The organism is Streptomyces sp. NPDC087270, from assembly GCF_044744625.1.
Taxonomy (GTDB): Bacteria; Actinomycetota; Actinomycetes; order Streptomycetales; family Streptomycetaceae; genus Actinacidiphila.
The window spans coordinates 40,386-58,643 of the sequence record NZ_JBIUYR010000024.1 but is presented as its reverse complement, the minus strand read 5'-3'; the positions used below and the strand labels follow the sequence as shown (position 1 = coordinate 58,643).

The 18,258-nt window shown below is 67.5% G+C and carries 12 protein-coding genes and 1 pseudogene; 6 read left to right on the top strand and 7 right to left on the bottom strand.

The window, feature by feature from the left end; translation table 11 throughout:
- The first annotated feature begins 209 nt into the window (after nt 1–209).
- Complete coding sequence (locus tag ACIPAE_RS34940) at nt 210–3,950, top strand: carboxypeptidase regulatory-like domain-containing protein (RefSeq protein WP_402450829.1); 3,741 nt, start codon at nt 210–212, stop codon at nt 3,948–3,950.
- 569 nt (nt 3,951–4,519) lie between these two features.
- Here the strand turns inward: ACIPAE_RS34940 and ACIPAE_RS34935 are convergent.
- On the bottom strand, nt 4,520–5,320 hold the full coding sequence (locus ACIPAE_RS34935; protein ID WP_402450826.1) for an aminoglycoside phosphotransferase family protein: 801 nt from the start codon (nt 5,318–5,320) through the stop codon (nt 4,520–4,522).
- 628 nt (nt 5,321–5,948) lie between these two features.
- Between ACIPAE_RS34935 and ACIPAE_RS34930 the strand changes: the two genes are divergently transcribed.
- The 3 genes from ACIPAE_RS34930 to ACIPAE_RS34920 all read left to right on the top strand — a co-directional run bounded on the left by ACIPAE_RS34930 (nt 5,949) and on the right by ACIPAE_RS34920 (nt 8,471).
- Complete coding sequence (locus ACIPAE_RS34930; protein ID WP_402450823.1) at nt 5,949–6,566, top strand: hypothetical protein; 618 nt, start codon at nt 5,949–5,951, stop codon at nt 6,564–6,566.
- The gene (locus tag ACIPAE_RS34925; protein WP_402450821.1) at nt 6,454–7,692 is read left to right on the top strand and encodes a helix-turn-helix domain-containing protein; all 1,239 of its coding nucleotides are present in this window, start codon (nt 6,454–6,456) and stop codon (nt 7,690–7,692) included. The genes ACIPAE_RS34930 and ACIPAE_RS34925 overlap by 113 nt, the downstream gene beginning before the upstream one ends.
- Before the next feature lie 266 nt (nt 7,693–7,958).
- Nucleotides 7,959–8,471: a hypothetical protein gene (locus ACIPAE_RS34920; protein ID WP_402450819.1), complete on the top strand. Its 513-nt coding sequence runs from the start codon at nt 7,959–7,961 to the stop codon at nt 8,469–8,471.
- Nucleotides 8,472–9,122: 651 nt separating this feature from the next.
- Here the strand turns inward: ACIPAE_RS34920 and ACIPAE_RS34915 are convergent.
- Complete coding sequence (locus ACIPAE_RS34915; protein ID WP_402450817.1) at nt 9,123–11,645, bottom strand: hypothetical protein; 2,523 nt, start codon at nt 11,643–11,645, stop codon at nt 9,123–9,125.
- A 394-nt stretch (nt 11,646–12,039) separates the two neighbouring features.
- Here ACIPAE_RS34915 and ACIPAE_RS34910 point away from each other — a divergent pair, with 394 nt between their 5' ends.
- Nucleotides 12,040–12,318: a hypothetical protein gene (locus tag ACIPAE_RS34910; RefSeq protein ID WP_402450815.1), complete on the top strand. Its 279-nt coding sequence runs from the start codon at nt 12,040–12,042 to the stop codon at nt 12,316–12,318.
- A gap of 88 nt (nt 12,319–12,406) precedes the next feature.
- Here the strand turns inward: ACIPAE_RS34910 and ACIPAE_RS34905 are convergent, their stop codons facing one another.
- The 4 genes and pseudogenes from ACIPAE_RS34905 to ACIPAE_RS34890 form a co-directional block, all read right to left on the bottom strand.
- Nucleotides 12,407–13,582, bottom strand: coding sequence for a hypothetical protein (locus ACIPAE_RS34905; RefSeq protein WP_402450813.1), 1,176 nt, complete (start codon nt 13,580–13,582; stop codon nt 12,407–12,409).
- 50 nt (nt 13,583–13,632) lie between these two features.
- Nucleotides 13,633–14,304, bottom strand: coding sequence for a hypothetical protein (locus ACIPAE_RS34900; RefSeq protein ID WP_402450811.1), 672 nt, complete (start codon nt 14,302–14,304; stop codon nt 13,633–13,635).
- Between the two features lie 348 nt (nt 14,305–14,652).
- Nucleotides 14,653–15,084 (bottom strand): helix-turn-helix domain-containing protein, encoded by a 432-nt coding sequence (locus ACIPAE_RS34895; RefSeq protein ID WP_402450809.1) that lies wholly within the window; start codon nt 15,082–15,084, stop codon nt 14,653–14,655.
- Nucleotides 15,081–16,280: pseudogene (locus ACIPAE_RS34890) on the bottom strand (tyrosine-type recombinase/integrase). The gene ACIPAE_RS34895 and the pseudogene ACIPAE_RS34890 overlap by 4 nt, the downstream one beginning before the upstream one ends.
- Before the next feature lie 198 nt (nt 16,281–16,478).
- On the opposite strand from ACIPAE_RS34890, the gene ACIPAE_RS34885 reads away from it, so the two are divergent.
- Nucleotides 16,479–16,670, top strand: a complete 192-nt coding sequence (locus ACIPAE_RS34885; protein WP_402450807.1) for a hypothetical protein — start codon at nt 16,479–16,481, stop codon at nt 16,668–16,670.
- Here ACIPAE_RS34885 and adh read toward each other — a convergent pair.
- Nucleotides 16,667–18,184, bottom strand: coding sequence for an aldehyde dehydrogenase (adh, locus tag ACIPAE_RS34880; RefSeq protein WP_329361718.1), 1,518 nt, complete (start codon nt 18,182–18,184; stop codon nt 16,667–16,669). The genes ACIPAE_RS34885 and adh overlap by 4 nt on opposite strands.
- Nucleotides 18,185–18,258: the final 74 nt, after the last annotated feature.

Below are 18,258 nucleotides of genomic sequence, written 5' to 3'. Positions count from 1 at the left end.
GCCGCCTCTTCCACTGGCCGCGATGGCGGGGCCGGCCTGTTTCGTCCACGACACCCTTGCGGCAGGTGAGTTGACCGCGCCGAGGCACGCCGGTCACGACTCTGTACGGACCGCTCCAAGGGGTGTTCGCCCAACTTACGGAGCGCTTGTTGAGATCAGGACTTCAGTCTGGGCCGCGTTCGGGTCGGCGTATCCTCGCCGGCCTCGCCGTGCTTGCCGCCGCTGTCGCGGGGCTGGCCGGAACGTCGGCGCCGGTCCACGCCGCCCCCGCGGAGCCCTCGCCCGCCGGGAGTGTGCAGAGCATGTGTGGAGCCGCCGAGCCCGGCGACTTCACCTGCTTCGCCCTGCGGCGCACCGACGTCAAGGCGGTCAAGGGGTTGCGGGGGGCCGTCGCGGCGCCCAGCGGCCTGAGCCCCGCCGACCTGCAAAGCGCCTACAAGTTGCCGTCGGACGGCGGAGAGGGCCAGACCATAGCGATAGTCGACGCCTTCGACGATCCGCAGGCCGAAGCGGACCTCGCGCTGTACCGCCAGCAGTACGGTCTGCCCGCCTGCACCACCGCCGACGGCTGCTTCACCAAGGTCGACCAGCGCGGTGGCAGCGGCTACCCCGCCCCCGACGCGGGCTGGTCCGGCGAGATCTCGCTCGACCTCGACATGATCTCCGCGGCCGCCCCGAAGGCCCGCATCCTGCTCGTGGAAGCAGATAGCGCCTATCCCTTGGACCTGGCCGCGGGCGTGGACGAGGCGGTGGCGCTCGGTGCCAAGTTCGTCTCCAACTCGTGGGGCTCGAACTATCAGCTCGCGCCCGAGGACCCGGCGGAGACCGCCCTCGATTCGCACTTCGACCACCCCGGCGTCGCGATCGTCGCTTCCTCCGGCGACTCGGACTACGGCGTCTCGTACCCCGCCGCCTCCCCGTACGTGACGTCGGCCGGCGGGACCTCCCTGGTCCCCGACTCCGGCACCGCGCGTGGCTGGTCGGAGTCGGTGTGGAACAGCGGTGCCGGCAAGGGCACCGGGTCGGGCTGCTCGCTCTACGAGCCGAAGCCCTCCTTCCAGACGGACTCCGGCTGCGCCGGACGCACCGTCGCCGACGTCTCGGCGGTCGCCGACCCCGCAACGGGACTCGCCGTCTACGACTCCTCCGGGGGCGGCTGGATCGTGATCGGCGGAACCAGTGCCTCGGCACCGATCATCACGGCCACGTACGCCGACGCGGGCACCCCGGTGGCCGGTACGCGCCCCAACGAGTACCCGTACCTGGCCTCGTCGTCCGCGCTCAACGATGTCACCGGCGGAAACAACGGGGCCTGCGCCGGTTCCGCTTCGTACCTGTGCACAGCCGGTACCGGCTACGACGGGCCGACCGGCCTCGGCACCCCGAACGGGCTGGACGCCTTCCGGCTGGGCGCGCACGGCGAGTTGTCCGGCACGGTCACCGACCGGTCCGGAAAGCCGGTTTCCGGGGCGGTGCTGCACTCCGGGCCCTATTCCGTCATGACCGACGCCCGGGGCGCCTACACGCTGGCGATGAAGGCCGGCACGTACACCTTCACGATCGACGCCTACGGCTACGCCGAGGCGAGCGTGTCGGCCTCGGTCTCCGACGGCGCCGGCACGCATCTGGACGCCAGACTCAAGCAGTTGGCGGTGGAGAAGGTCTCCGGGACGGTCCGGGACGGTGCCGGCCACGGGTGGCCGCTCTATGCCAAGGTCACGGTCAAGGGCGTGCCGGGCGGACCGGTGTGGACCGATCCGCAGACCGGTGCCTATACCCTGCGGCTCCCCGAGAAGCACACGTACACCCTGCAGATCACCTCGACCGAACCCGGCTACCTGCCGGCGACCCGGGACGTGGTGGTCACCACAGGCAGCAGCCGGGCCGACTTCGCGCTGCAGGGAGACACCTGGGCCGGCACCAACCCGGGCTACACGCTGAGCGTCAAGACCGCCAGCACCGAGCCGTTCGACTCCACCGACTCCGCGGCACAGGCATGGAGCGTGGTCAACGCCCCCGGCACCACCCAGGGCTGGGTCTTCGACGACCCGGGGCACCGCGGCAACCACACCGGCGGAACAGGCGGTTTCGCCATCGCCGACAGCAACTACGCCAACACCAGGCTCCCCGAGGACACGCAGCTCATCAGCCCTGTCTACGACCTGTCCGGGGACGTCTCGCCCGAACTCACCTTCGACACCGACTACCGGGGCAGCTCCACACAGACCGGTGACGTCGACATCTCCCGCGACGGCGGCAAGACCTGGACGAACCTGTGGCATCAGACATTCCAATGGCTGCTCGGTCCGAGCGACGTCGAGATCCCGCTGACCGCGTACGCGAGGCAGCCGGACATCAGGGTGCGGTTCCACTACACCGGTCCCGGGCTCTACTGGGCGCTTGACAACGTCTCGGTGGCCGATCGCGTCCTTTCTCCCGTACCCGGTGGCCTGATCACCGGCACCGTGGACGACGCCAACACCCACCAGGGCGTGATCGGTGCGACCGTCACCGACGTCGACTCCTCGGTGCAGGCGGTGACCGTGGCCACCCCCGACGACCCGGCCATCGGCGACGGCTTCTACGCCGCCTTCGAACCGGGAAGCGGCAAGCAGCACTTCACGGGTGCCATGCCCACCTACACGTCGTCGGCCAGGTCCACAAGGATCACGGCGAACAAGACGGTGCGGCAGAACTTCTTCCTCAAGGCAGGTCGCCTGGCGGTCGTCCCCGGTTCCGTCAGCGCCGACGTCCAGGCGGGCCACCGGGTCACCGAGCGCCTGACGGTGAAGAACACCGGCGACGAACCGGCCTCCTGGACAGCGATCGAACGCAGCGGGACGGAACCCGGATCGCCGAGCGCCGGTACTCCCGCCGACGCCTGGCAGTCCATCGCCAACCTGCCGGTGCAGGTGTACGACAACGCCGTCGACACCGTCCAGGGCACCGTCTACTCGGCGTTCGGGACCAGCCCGGCCGCCGGAAGGCTCAGCTCTCTGTACGCCTACGGTCCGAAGACCGACAGCTGGAGCCAGCGTGCCTCCGCACCGCAGGCCGGCGCGGAGCCCGCCCACGGTGTCATCGACGGCAAGATCTACTACGCCGGCGGCTGGGGCAGCAGCGGCCAGCCGGTCGCCGCGACGCAGGTCTACGACCCGGCGGCCGACACCTGGACACCGGCGGCCGACGAGCCCAAGGGATACGGCGGCGCGGCGAGCGCCGTACTCGACGGACGGCTCTACTCCGTCGGAGGCTGCACCAACACATGCGGCAGGACCGACGTCCAGGTCTACGACCCGGCGACCAACGCCTGGTCCGCCGCAGCCGCCTACCCCGAGCCCATCTCCTGGGGCGCCTGCGGAGCCATCGACGGCAAGCTCTACTGCGCCGGCGGTGTGACGTCCAGCAGCGCCCCGGTCGCGGACGCCTACGTGTACAACCCGGCCTCCAACAGCTGGTCGCGCATCGCCGACCTGCCGGTCATCCTGGCCCAGTCGTCCTATACCGCGGCCAACGGCGAACTCCTCCTTTCGGGAGGAATCACCGATGTCAACGGCAACTTCCTCGCCACGGCGCACGGATACGCCTACGACCCGCAGAAGGGCACCTGGAACGCGCTGCCCGACTCGCCGACGGCAACGACCCGAGGCGGCGGTGGCTCCGGAATGTACCGCGTCGGCGGAACCACCCGCCTGCCCAACGCGGTCTCCACCGCCCAGGTCCTGCGCGGCTACGACGAGACCGAGTCCGATGTCGGCTGGCTGTCCGCAAGCCCCGGGAAGGTCACCCTCAACCCGGGCCAGAAAGCCACGGTGACCATCACCCTGGACGCGACGGGCCTCAGTCGTCCCGGCGCATACACGGCGACGCTTGAGCAGGCGAGCAACACCCCGTATGCGCTGGCGCCCGTTCCCGTGACCCTCAAGGTGAGCGGCTCCACCGCGCACTGAACCAGATGCCGGCAGGGCCCGGCGCACGTCCCGTACCGCCGGGACATGCGGGAGTCCGTCCAGTCAGCCGACCGGACGGGCTCCCGCCGTGCCCGGTGGCGCGGGACAGGTCCGGACGTCCGGAACCATGGTGCCCTGGGCCAGTCCCTCGGCGGCGATCCCCGCTCGGTCAGCTCCTGATGCCGTCCGGGGGTGGGCTTGTCGGCGGGCGCTGGTGGTGGAGGCGCACTCGGGGACGGTGACACCGGAGGGCAGGGGCCCTCGGCCGAGGGGCTACCGGGCTTGAGCCAGCGGGCTCTGTCGGTCGAGGCTCAGGGCCGTTCATGGGCACGGTGTCGTGGTGTCTTCTCTCACCGGGGTCTCGTCGATCTCTGAGGACAGCGTTTGCCGGCGGCTCCCGGTGATCAGCTGGTTCGCGGATGTCGACGGGAAATGACGGCAATTGCGAGTCGCGAGCGCGGTGTCCGGCGCGCCACGCGGTCGTTGACCGGACCTCTATCGCTTCCAGGCCACCGAAGCCTAACGCGGCACAAAGAACGCCTGACGACTTCCTTGAAGGTCCAGTCCGGTCAGTTCAACAGGGCAGCCGTGAACATCCCGCGGCGCTCCGCCAGCCAGGTCTGCAGGCGATCCCAGCGTTCCCATCCACCGCGCTCGGCCAGCGCCTGGAGATAGACGGGGTCACCGTCAGCCACGCGGCGGGCGACGAAGGCCCGGCAGACCTCGGTGGCCTGCTCGATGACGTCGGGCAGCTCGGCACGGTCCTGCGGCGAGAGGCCGTAGCTGTCGGCAAGTATCTGCAGCCGTGTGGGCGCGTCCAGCCCGGAGGGGTAGTAGGAGGCCGCGGATGAGGGATCGACCAGGGGCACCCAGTAGCGGGCAGTCATGGCGACGTCCCAGAGGGGACGGCCCGGGGCTGCCAGGTCGAAATCGATCAGGGCAGCGGCACGGCCGTCGCGGAAGACGACGTTCTCCGGGCACACGTCGTTGTGGCACAGCATCGCTCCTCCCTCCGGGTCGGCCAGGTCCCCGGGCCACCCGGCTTGGGTATCGACCGCGACGGCCGCGCTGGTCTCATGCAGGCGCCGCAGCAGACTCCCCACCGATTCCAGAGCGGTCTTCGTCATCGCCCAGTCCGGGAACGGCGGCAGAGCCACGTCGCCGGGGATGAAGGTCAACTGTTCCCGGCCACCCTCGGTGAAGCCGACAGGAGTCGGCGTCGCGTCGAAGCCGTGCTCCTTCAGCGCAAGGAGGTAGGCGTGCAAGGCCCGCGCATTGCGCGGCGCTGGACGCTCCACCAGCGCACCACGGCGAAAGACCGCGCCTGCGTTCGCCATGCCGCCGACCAGCGCTTCGCCCTCGACCGTCATGACGCTCAGGCTACCGATGCGTCGACCCCCGTGCGGGCCGGTCTCCAACAGACCCGGAACGGTTCAGGCCATGGCTTCGGGGGTGATGGAGCCCTTGTCGCTGAGTCGCTTGTTGTAAGGGAACAGCGGGCGGTTCAGCGTCACCAGGCCGTGCCGGGCTGACATGACGCTGACGAGGGACTGATGGGTCAGGGCATCCGCAGCACGCCGCAGCGACGTGTGGTGCGGGCCGTTGTAGAGCTGCCCGGTCGGAATGACGTCCCGGTACCCACCCGAACTTCTCCCACGACAGTGTGGCTTTGGCCGAGCCGCAGGCGGAAGCGCGCAGGTTCCAGAAATCTGGAACACCTTGGGACTTCTACTCGCGCGTCCCGCCCCATCTGAGCGCTGATGTCGTGTGTGTTCCTGCCCAAGCGGCAGGCACGTTGGCTCGCGGGATCCGCATGATGGCCGGCATCAGGAGCCACCGCGACGAGGCTCTCCTGTGAGTCAGACTGTTCGTCGCCCCTCGGCGAAGTCGTCCGATAGTGCCAGCAACCGCAACAACTGGTGGCGAAGCAACCGCCGCCGGGAGGGACGCGGGACGCGTACTTGCAAGTCTGAGAATCTCGGTAATAAAATCACCGCCATGCTCAGACCCGAGGATGCACGGCTCATCACAGAGGCCATCGCGCCTCTTGCTGCACCGCTCCACGAGGCACTGGAGGAAGGTCGACAGAACGCACACGATCACTACGATCGACACAAGATGACGGACCGGCGCTTCCTCAAGGGCCGAACCGATCTGACGCGAGACCACGCGCTCGCGTACTTGCTGAAGCAGGACCTTGCCGGCTGGACGCCTTCCCGTAGAGGTGGCGGGCGAATTCATCTGTCGCGAAATGCGATGTCTATGCGCCTGCTGCACCGATCACCATTTGGTGACGCTGTGCCTCCACCAGGTAAGAACCGGGCTCGAATAAACTACTACAGGAACCCGACACCTGATTTCTTCGGAGTATGGGCAAGTCACCTACTGGCCGTGTGGGACGTCGACGCAAAGGGTGAGATTGTCATCCGAGTTGTGCGCCCGACGAAATCATTCAGGGCAGGCGGAATTTCGACTTCCGACTACGACCTGCTCTTGCCGCGCAGTGCAGAGGACCTCTCGAAACTTGAGTTCGTCTCGAGCGACGAAGAGTTCGACCTGGGTTTCCTGTTCGAAGACGAAGAAGAACGAGAAGAAGGCGAAGAAGGCCGTGCTTGATACCGGTGCGCGACTACGCACCCTACGCATGCTAATGGGCTTGACCCAGAAAGAACTCGAGGGCATCGCCGGGGTGACGCAGTCGATGATCTCCGGAATCGAAAGGGGGGACAAGACTGCCAGCGAGGAAGTTTTGCAGGCAGTAGCCGGCGCCACGGGCACTCCGTATAGCTTCTTTCTCGTGGACCCGGATGATCTCCCAACGGACACGCTGCACTTCCGAAAGAAGGCCAGTGCCTCGGCCAAGGAAGTTGATCGGGTTAAAGCCACAGCGCGGGAGGCGTATCGCGTGGCTGCCCAGCTCATCGCAGAGACTCGCATGCGGCGCCTCCCTCTCCCTCGGGCGGAAGGGGAAATCGACGAATCAAGCATCGAGACACTGGCCGCGGAAACGCGGGACGCCCTCGGTGTTGCCCGTGACGGGATCTTGAAGCATGTAATTCGGACCTGCGAGCGGGCCGGGATTCCCGTCGTTCCCCTAGTTCTCGTTGACGGGGCCGGAGAACAAGAAGACGTGGCGATCGGGCACTCCGGCGTCTCATGCTGGAGAGGGGCGGACGATCCTCAACTGATCGCATACTTCGGCACTGATGCTGGTGACCGTCAGCGTTTCACGGTCGCCCACGAATTGGGACATCTCGTGCTGCACCCAGCGCGACGCACAATCTCAACGAAGCAGGCAGAGGCCGAAGCTCACAGGTTTGCTGGTGCCTTTCTCATGCCAGACGAGCAGGCACGCGAGACTCTGAGCGGAAACTTCACCCTCCGAAATCTAGCCGTCCTGAAATCTAACTGGGGAATTTCCATGCAAGCGCTGATCGAGCGGGCATTCGGCCTGAGCCTCATCGACAGCACTCGCCGCTCTAGTCTCTATCGGCAAATGGCTACGAACCAGTGGAGGTCTCGGGAGCCTGTCACGGTGTATCCGGAGCAACCAGCTCTTCTGCGCATGCTGATGGCCCGCCGGTTCGGCGCATCACCATCGTTGCGCCACGCCGCGGAAGATCTCGGGTTGCATCCCGTTCTCATGCGGTCGCTTGTGCCTGAGACCTCTCCGGGGCCGGGGGTATCTGGCGGCGAAGTGGTGAGCATGCGCGACCGGCGCCGAGGTCTTCAGCGCGTCTAGATGATCTATCCCAAGGAGCATTTGTCGGTCTTCGAGTAGGTGCAAGTCATCTGGGCGGCTTCGCTGTGCGCTCGGGGTGGGCGGCGGAGATATAGAATCTAAGATTCGGTGGGACTGAAACCGAACCGAGCGGCTAGCGCTTTGCGCCATGAGACGCATGGGTCCGGAGTCAACTCGCGTTAGGTTGCAGGCAGATCAGCCCAGGGGGCATCTGTGGTCCTTTGTTCCCATGGCTGCCTGACTGAAGTCAAAGGGGGATCCGTGGCATGAAGTACACGAACGAGGCTCAGATCATGAAGGCGCTTGGGATCGAGTCCTGGAGGAACCTCTCCAAGGACAAGATGGTCAGGTTCGCAGCCATGATGCCAAACATGGACACCGAGGTGGCTCTAAAGATCGTCGAGCAGTTCCCCGAGTTCAAGGAATTCGCTAAGGATGCTGTGAATGCCGTCGAGAGAGCGCACCAGTCTACGCTTTCGGCCAACAACCAAAGTCAGGAGCATGTCCACCGGGCCTGGCAGGAGGTCAGGGATGTCCTCAGGGGTGAACTCGGCAAAGACGACCTGAGCCGGGAAGAGAAGAAGTTTCTGATCGAGCAGATCCAGGAAACTGCAAGGATGCAATCTCAAAAGGACAGCGAGAACAAGCAGTTCTTGGATGGGGCGCTCAAAAAGGTACTGGTCGGTGCTACCGCCGCAGTCGCCCTCGGTGTTGCTTTTGTCGGCGGCAGAGTGATGGCCGAGTCCAAGGACAGTATCGCGAGCTCCCAGGACGCCTGAACTGGGCACGATTGCCGGGGCGGCTTGGCGGTTCGTTCAGAGAGGAACCGCATGGGCTTTTCGGCCTCTTCCAGGCGGGCCCGCAGCAGGACCAGGCGGACCGAGTCCCCGTTGGTCGGCAGGTCCCGCAGCGTGACCTCGGGCAGCCGCTCAGCTCCCTGCCTCGCGCACGGCTAGGGAAAGGTCGGCCATCTTGGCGCCATCCTGAGGTCGCCCCTTGCTCGGCCTCAAGCGCCGGACGAGCCTGTTCCCATCTGTCGACCGGCCGACTGGCGATCATGCTGACCATGGCGTCGCCCAGCGCTCGGAGCACGATGAGGAGCGGTATCTGATCGCGGACTGTGCTTCCAGCAGCGGGCTGGCGGAGCGGCGCGCTGCTGGAGGACTTGGTCCACGGCTCCTTGCCCACCTTCGAGCTCTTCTTGGTGGGCCGGCTCAGCGGTCGGGACGACCGACCGCGGTGCATCCCACCCCTTCCTGTCGACGGCGTCGTCCCGACTCCCGGTCGTCTGGCATGCGCACTCCACGGCTCGAGCCATTGTCCCCGGCCCCTGCCGAGCGGACTTCGCGGGCAGGCAGTGTTCGCGGAGCAGGAACGAGGGGGCGGGCCCTCGAACGTGCCGAGGGCCCGCTCCTACCCGATCTGACCGGTCAGACCTTGAGGATCAGCGCTTCCACCTGTTCGAGCGTCGTCACGCTGGCTTGCGCCGCGGCTCGGGCCTTCGACAGCTTTTCCATCCACTCGATCCGCCGCTCGGCCGGGAGTGACTCCTCCTCGAGCTGGACGCGCAGGCGGTGCGCCTCCTCGAAGTCCGTCATCAGGGCATGGGCGGCGTCCACCGCCTTCTGGTAATTCCCCTCGGCGAGTTCGACCCGCGCCGGCAGCTCCCGGCGCAGCTTGGTGAGCTGGTCGCGCGGGTCGGCGGCCGCCTCGCCGTGCGCTGTGGACGGGGCGTCGGCGTCCGCGGTGTTCCCAGCGCCCGCAGGCGCGTCGGCAGAGTTCCCGGTCGGCGCCGGAGTACCGAGGCTCACGGGCAACAGTTGGTCGAACCACGCCTTGTCGGCGACGTAGTGGGTGGGCTGGCCCTCGGTGTCAGGGGCGATCACCATCCCCGCGGTGATCGCCGTCCGGTCCGCCTCGGCCCAGTGCTGCTCGCCGTAACAGATTAGGGGTGTACCGTCGTCCGGCTCGGGCGGCCGCGGCGCGTCCGGGTGTTCCAGCACTGCCTTCGCGAACGCGAGCAGAAGGGCCCGGCTGACACCCGGCGTATTCACTGTGTACGCCAGTGTCAAGGCGGCGAGGGCGCTCTTAGGGGTGCGGCGTACGCCCTTGCGTCCATCGCTGGCCTCGCTGCCCTGCCCTGGGGTGATGAACGGCTGCGGAGCGTGGATCAGCGCCGGTGTCATCCGCCGGACCAGGGCGGTCCAGGCGGTCGCGTCACCTGCCTCCGCCCCGAGGAGCAACTCCGTGAGCGGCCTCGGATCCTGTCCGGCTCCCTCCTTGGTCTCCGTGGTGCCGAAGAGGCCGAGGGCGGAGAGGATGTTGCCCCGGTACACGAACAACTGTGCGACGGCCGCGGACCACAAACGCATGCGTCCCTCGGCTGCCTTCGCCCGGATATGGCTCCACGCCGGCTCCTGCAGCGTCCCCCTGACCACCGGCCAGAACCGCCCGGTGTCACGGACGGTGCGCCCGTTTGCCTGCTGCGGCTCCTCGGGCGGGATCCCTGGAAACACCAGCGCGGTGATGGCTCGGACCGCGATGTCACGCAGTACGACCGGGGAGACGTCGGCGCCCGCAGGCACGAGCGGCTCAAGCGGATCGAGCGGCCCGTTGACCGTCAGCGCATCGCGCACCCCCGTCAGCTCAAGGAGATCCGCGGCGCGCGCGTCGGGGAACGCCTCGGCGAGCGCATCCGCAAGGAGGGCCTCCCTGGCGTAGGCGTCGACGAGTGTTGCAAACAGGGCGATCAGCCGCGCGTCCTCGTCGTATGGCTGAATACCGCGTAGGTGGTCGTTGATGTTCAGGGCCCGCAGGACGTGTTCCAGGGCCTCGGGCTTTGTGCAGCCGATCACGATCTCCGCCGACACGGTGGCGATCTTCGCCGCCCGGAGCGACGGGTCGGTCGCCTCCGTCTCCGGCTTCGCTCCATCCCGGTTGAGCCGGGCGGAGAGCCGGTTCAGGATTTCCCGCAGACTCAGCAGCAGGGGCTCGGGGCCGCCCTTCTTGTCTTTCGGCAGGGGCACGAGGGACTGCGGCATGCCCATGATCAAGTGCTCGGGACGTACCCGGAAGACCTCCAACCGTGCCAGCGCCCGGTTGTTCCCCGTCACTGCAGCCAATCGCCACGGCTTCGACACCGTTCCGTCGGCGTGGGTGATCTGCCACTGCTGCAGGACGTTCATGCCTTTGGAAAGCTGACCCGCGTCCGCGAGGGACTCGGCCAGGTCATACCCGCGCTTCGTTCCGGCGCGCTTCAGGTTGTCGGCGGCGTACCGCTGCATGTGCACCGCCACCGCGTACGGCTGCTCGGCGAGCGTGAGTGCCGCCTTCGGCTGCCCGTCCTCTTGGACGGCGCGGACCACCGGCCGCGGCCGCCGGTGGCCCAGCGCGGCGAGCAGAGCGTGCTTCTCGGCCTCAAGCTCGTGCAGGTGACGGATGGCGTCCTGGTGCTTCTGAGTCGCCGCCGCCAACGCCTGCGACGCGTACGCGTCATCCCCCGGCGCCCGGCGCAGCGCCTCCCGCTCCTTCTCGGCGGACTTCGCGCTCTTCGTGGCGTCCTGGAGCGCCATCTCGGTGGCGACGAGATCCTTGACGCGCTGGCTCGCCTCCGGTGCGGGCGACGACCAGCAGATGGCCGTGCGGTCGTTGAGGTCCCACGGGACCACCGCGGCGCCGTGGACGTCGCAGGTCAGCAGGAGCACCTGTTCGTCGCCGGCCTGCACGATCCGGTAGGCGTTGGGCTTGAGGACCTTCCTGCCGCGCTGGGTGGCGATCAGGGCCTTGATCTCGGTGTCTGGGAGCGCGGCGGCCAGACCCTCAAGGATCGCCTGCCGCGGAGGCGGTACGACCTCGTAGTCCGCACAGGTGTTCTCGATCGCGTCCGCCAGACGGCCGGCCCAGAGGGCGTTGCCGATCTGTGGGTAGATGTCGTCCGACCGTTTCTCGGCCATGGTGTCGTCCTTCCACCCGGAGCGTCCCGGGCGAGCACAGAAACTCCCGACCGTCGGGAGCGTGTCACGCGCCCGAGGGCAAAAGCCTCGTGCCAGCGAGGAATCGGGCCGTCACCCGTGAGGGTGTGCGGCGCTCCTCGCCCCGTACGGTCCACCGGCCAGCGTCCGAAGGACGATCAGCCCCAACAGCGCCTCGGTGGCGCCTGGACCTCTCGCAGCTTGCTCCTGCTCCGCCGGAGGCGGCATGAGGCGGACGCCGGTGATGAGCCACCGACGTGCAGCACGGAACTTGCCACTTTCCGCGACGCAACCACCACTCACAGCCGTTGAGTTCACCCGATCGGGTGAACGACTGTCGCAACCAGACTGCAGGACGCTTGGGTTGAGGTAAGCGGTGGGCGATGGGGGGCCGGATCTGGACTTGATGTGGTCCGGCGGGCTCGTCGGTGCGCTGGTGAGCAACGAGATGCCGCTAACGGGTGCGGGCGAACTACCCGACGTCGACGAGGACCTGGCGAAGGTCCTGACCGCGCGGAACGCGTCGGGCGTACGGGCGCTGGGGATCCTGCAGGACGCGTGCCGGGTCCTGACCGGCACGCTGATGGAACGGCCGGACGAGGTTGCCGCGGCGTGTGTGCGCAGTGCGGCGGACGGCTGCTCCCGCCAGACCTGAGGCGCGCGGCGAAGGACCTGCTGGCCGTTGTCGACGCCCCCCGTCCGCCAGCTTTGGTGCCACGGTAGGTTCCGCCCCGTAGCGTGGTCTACCGTGGCAGCTTCACGGTGCGTTCCGGGTGGGCCGCGGTGATGTACCGCATAGCGGTCTGCGAGGAGATGTCGAACAACCGCATCAAGTGGAGCGGGTCGTTTACCTCGAATGCCTCGTCGCGGATCCGGTCCTGCCGCAGCGTCGGCATGGTGAGTCCGGTGGGCCGGAAGGTGGCGGCGAAGGCGGTGCTGATGGGCGAGTGGGTGGTGTCTACTGCGGTCCATCGGTTAATCAGCAGATGTGGGTTGGTCGTCACGGGCCAGCGATGGTGACGTTCACGCAGCCACGCGGAGGCGCAGCGGTAGGTGAGTTCGTCCAGGTAGATGATGTGCCGTTTGCCGGGGCGCCGCACGATGAGGCGCTCACGGGACAGGTCGAGGTCGGTGAGTAGTAGGTGGCGCAGGTCGGTGCCGCTGAGCGCGTGCACGCACACCAGCACCATCACGAAGCGCTGAAAGTCGTTCTGCGCATGGCTGAGGAGGCCAGCCAGCCGGTCGGAGGGCACGGAGGGCGGAGTCTTGTTGATCCCTGAGAAGACGAGGCCGCGGGTGGGGGCGCGGAAGATCATGCCCTCTTGCCGAAGAGCCCGGAAGACATTTCGCAGGACGATGTGGATCGAGCGGGCCGGTGTCCCCTTGCGGGTGGCGATTGCTCTCTTGACGTCGTCCTGGGTGATCTCGCGCAGGCTCTCGATGCCGTTCGCGAGCCACCCCTTGAGGATCGGGTCGAGGACATGCCAGTAGCGGGCGATGCTCTGGTAGGTGCGGCCGGTGTGCTCCCACTTGCCCTCTCCGCGTACGGCCTTGATCCAGACCGAGAGTTCCTGTGCGATCGTCGCGGGCAGAGCGGCGAGCTGGGCCTCCAAGTGCTTTTGCTGGGCATCCCGGCGGCGTTCGGCATCCGGGACCAGTAGCCCACGGCTTTCCAGGAACTGCGTGACCCGACGCCCGCTGAACTTCTTGGGACGGCTGTCGACGAGCGACCGGATGTCGGACTCCAACAGTGGGGCATCGGCTCCGAGCCAGGACACCAGGACGGCCAGCGTGTTGCGGGTCTTGGTGACGGGGACCTGAGACCACATCTCCTGCTTCATCACGCTGTCGAGGTCGGCCAGCAGTCGTCCGGCCGAGTCCGGGAGGGTCGGCAGATTCAGCCGCGTCAGCTCGACCACGGGGCGCCAGTCGCGCCGGAGCTCGAAGAGCCTTTCCTGCCCAGGGGCCGTCAAGTGTTCTGAGACAGGACGGCGAGCAGTAGGCGGGGTGGCGTTGGGGCGCTGGCTGGTGGGTGCCGGGACCGGTGAACCGAGCCACAACTGCGTTCCGAACCGGCTGACGTCCTTTCTTGGCCGTGGTGGGCGACGTGCCATCGGCATCCGCGGCAGCGTCCGTCTGCGAGCGGCAGGCCAGTACGGCGGCAGCGGTCGCACGCCACTGCAGATGCGGTGCTGTTTCCTCTCTTCCGGGTGGCGAAGGATGCGCAGGGTTCGCAGGTGACCCTCGTCTTCGCGGCGAACCAGGAGCCGCACTGCTGGCAGGACCTCGGTGTCAGCGCCCGGGGGGTCCAGACGCGGCGTGTAGCCCGTGGCGACCGAGTCCGCTGAGGGCGCTCAAGTTCACGTAGCGGCGGCAGGGGCTTGAGCATCCCCACCCGCAGCAGGATCTCTCTGACGGATTGGCCGTAGTTGGGGATGTCGTCAAGCACCAGTTCATCGACGAGGTCGTCGCCGTCCGCGTCGCCCACGGCGAGTGCGATGCGCAGCATCTCGTGCAGCTTGCGCTGCATGGGTTTGCTGATGCCGGTGTTCGTCGCGAACGCCGCGGTGTGCTCGACGATGTCGGCGTAGCCGGCGAGCGGCCGTTGCAGGATGCGTCGGCAGATGTCGATGGACAGCATCCGGCGGACGGGGAAGAGCGGTAGCTGCCCCGGGACGGCGGGTGGGAGGATCGCAGGGTCGTTACGGTCGGGGCCGAGGCCGCGCGCAGGTGTTCTACCCAGTGCAGCCGCTCGCGCTGATCGGTGCCGGTATGGCCGGTGCGGCTGCGGTGCTTCTTCAGCGGTTGGGCGTGGGTGGGTGCCAGGCCGTAGTAGAGGAGCATCAGCTGGCGGCTGCGCGGGCCGGCGCCTGCGGAATCAGTGGCCCATGCGGCGTCGGCGTCGAGTCGGACGGCGTGCAGGCATGCCTGGCACAAACGATCGGAGTTGAGATATCCGGTGTGACGGCAGCGCAGACATACGCGCTGCTCAGGATGATTCTTCCGCCCCTCCGTACACCCCTGGCACACGGTTCGGCCGAGCGCTCCCCAGCCCTGGCAGTCCGGGCACTGAGCCGGATGAGATCTCGCACCCATCTGTCAGTTCGGCGGCAGTGTGCGATGGCTGCCCTGCCGACCGGGCGTCGGCCGGACGGGCCCCTGTGGGAGCCTTCGGCAGTTCTTCGCTCTCTCCCGCAGCGTCCTCCAAGGGCTCGGCCTGGAGCAGATCGCCGACCGTGCAGTTCGGCACCGCACAGATCTTGTCCAGGTCGTCGAGTCGCACCGTGACCGGTGTGCCGCTCCACATCGCGGCGACCTTGCTGAGCGACGGCGTGAATCCCACTGTCTTGAACGCCTCCAGCAACTCGGTGGGACGCCACAGGTCCCGCTGCGCGGCCACCATCCTCAGATTCCACTTCACCGAAGATTCCCCTTGTCCATCACCAGGCGCTGGGCCGCCCGCGAGCTCGCTTCAACATTGGCATGCTCCGGGTCAGCCTGCGCAGTCGCCATGTACCGAAGAGTCGTAGTCGCCCAGTGGTGGCCCAAAACACGCTGGACCTCCCACAGCGTCATGCCGCGCTCGTAGTTGTGGGTCGCGCACGCGTGCCGGAGAAGGTGCGGGAAGAGATCGGTGACCGGGCCGGTCAGGTAGCTCGCGGCCGCCGCGTGGAGCTGGCGGCGGAACGTCGACGGTGTGATCGCCGGCGCGATCGGCAGGTTCAGTGCCGCGATCGCCTTTGGTCTGCGCTCGGACGGCCACAGAGGCGCAGCCGGGTGATCGGCGTCATCGCCGAACTCGCCCCGGACCTCCTCGATGTACCACCAGAGCAGCTCGCGCCCCTCGCGAAACATGTATGCCTCGCGAGGCCGCGGCCCAGAGCCCCGAGCGCCATTGCCCTGGACGACGAACCGGCCCCACTGGCCGTGTTCCCAGCGGACGTCGCCGATCGTCAACGGGCACAGCTCGGCAGCCCGTACACCGGAGACACATGCGATCTTCGTCATGACGTAGTCGCGGCAGGCCACGGCGTACTTCCGGGCGTACTGCAACTGCTCCCGCCAGTGGGTGAAGAACTCCTTCATCGCCGTCTGCGAGGGTGGGATCCCGAAGCCCGAAGTCCCCGCGGTGGACGGGCCTGTTGAACGGATCGACGGGTGACTCCACCGTCGCCCCGAACCGCATCATGATCTCGTGGGCGTAGCGCTGTTCGAGGAAAGCGAAGAACGCGTCGATGTGGTTGAGCTTCTGCCGGTGCGTGTGGTGTGCGCGCTTCCCCGGGCCGGCGAAGTACTTGTCGACCTCGCGCGGGGTCAGGTGCCACGGCACGGTGCCGTAGAAGTCGCAGACCTCAATGACCGGCTTGATCGGTTGGTCGATCGTCGACGGGGCCAATCCGGCCGAGTCCCGGGCCCACTGGTACTCCGTGAGCGCATCGACGAAGAAGCTCTCCTCGTCCTGCGCGGACATCCGGGCTTGCGGCGCCGTTGAAGAGTGACGATGTCGGCCAAACCGGTCTCGGGCGGACCCGTTCCCTCGTCCGCGGCATGCGGCGGCGGCACGAGCGTGAGGCTACGACCTTCGGAATCTGACACAAGCAGAGAGATTACTGCCATCTAGCCGAATTTCTTTGAGTTACTCGCAGATTCCTGGAGATCGCGAGCAGGGGTCTGCGTACGCCGTTGACCTGCTGACGAGCACCTTCACCCTTCTCGAAGGCGCTCGTGGAACCTGCACGTCATCCACTAGAGGGACCGGCCGGTGTCTTCGCAGGTGCCGGCGGTCATTGCGTAAGCGGAGGACCGCATGTCGGCGTGGCCGGCGGCGTGGGTGGCTGCCAGGGTCCGTTTGTTGACGAAGGCTGCCACGTGGTCGTCGATGCCCGGCGCGAGGTGGTCGGGGAACAGGGCGTGCGGGGCGACGAACGGCTCGCCGGCGCTGACGGCCGCGACGATGCGCCCGACCGGGCATCACGCCAGGTCAGACGCATCCTCGCTGGCCTCTAGAAGAAGCCGAGCTTCTTCGGGGAGTAGGAGACGAGGAGGTTCTTCGTCTGCTGGTAGTGCTCCAGCATCATCTTGTGGTTCTCCCGGCCGATCCCGGAGTTCTTGTAGCCGCCGAACGCCGCGTGCGCGGGATACGCGTGGTAGCAGTTGGTCCACACCCGGCCGGCCTTGATCTCCCGGCCCATCCGGTAGGCGGTGTTGCCGTCGCGGGTCCACACCCCGGCGCCGAGGCCGTAGAGCGTGTCGTTCGCGAGCTTCAGCGCCTCGTCGACGGAGTCGAAGGTGGTCACCGACACCACCGGGCCGAAGATCTCCTCCTGGAAGATCCGCATGTCGTTGGTGCCGCGGAAGATCGTCGGCTCGATGTAGTAGCCGCCCTCCAGCCCCTCGACGGTGCGCTTGGTGCCGCCGGTCAGCACCTCCGCGCCTTCCTGCCGGCCGATGTCGATGTAGGAGAGGATCTTCTCGTACTGGTCGTTGCTGGCCTGCGCGCCGAGCATGGTGGCCGGGTCGAGCGGGTCGCCGCCCTTGATCGCCCGGGTGCGCTCCAGGCAGCGGGCCATGAACTCGTCGTAGATCCCGGCGTGGATCAGCGCGCGCGACGGGCAGGTGCACACCTCGCCCTGGTTCAGCGCGAACATCACGAAGCCCTCGACCGCCTTGTCCAGGTAGTCGTCGTCGGCGGCCATCACGTCCGGCAGGAAGATGTTGGGGCTCTTGCCGCCCAGTTCCAGGGTCACCGGGATGATGTTCTCGCTGGCGTACTGCATGATCAGCCGTCCGGTGGTGGTCTCGCCGGTGAACGCCACCTTCGCCACCCGCGGGCTGGACGCCAGCGGCTTGCCGGCCTCCACGCCGAAGCCGTTGACGACGTTGATCACGCCCGGCGGGAGCAGGTCCGCGATCAGCTCCATCACCAGCAGCAGGCTCGCCGGGGTCTGCTCGGCCGGCTTGATCACCACGCAGTTGCCCGCGGCCAGCGCCGGTGCCAGCTTCCAGGTCGCCATCAGGATGGGGAAGTTCCACGGGATGATCTGCCCGACCACGCCCAGCGGCTCGTGGTAGTGGTACGCCACCGTGTCCGCGTCGATCTCGCCGATCGAGCCCTCCTGGGCCCGGATGGCGCCGGCGAAGTAGCGGAAGTGGTCCACCGCCAGCGGCAGGTCCGCGGCGAGGGTCTCCCGGACCGGCTTGCCGTTCTCCCAGGTCTCGGCGACCGCCAGCTTCTCCAGGTTCTCCTCGATACGGTCGGCGATCTTGTTGAGGATCACCGCGCGCTCGGTCGTGGACGTACGGCCCCACGGGCCGGCCGCCGCGTGCGCCGCGTCCAGCGCGGCCTCGATGTCCGGCGCGGTGGAGCGGGCGACCTGGCAGAAGGTCTCACCCGTCACCGGCGACGGGTTGTCGAAGTACTGGCCCTCGGCGGGCGCGACCCAGTCGCCCCCGATGAAGTTGTCATAACGTGCGGCGTAGTTGACGATGCTGCCTTCGGTGCCGGGTTGCGCGTAGACCATGGCGGGGCTCCTGAGAGTACGCAGAGGTACGACATGACCACTGTGGCCGCCCGAGGTTGGCGAAAGGTTGGCAC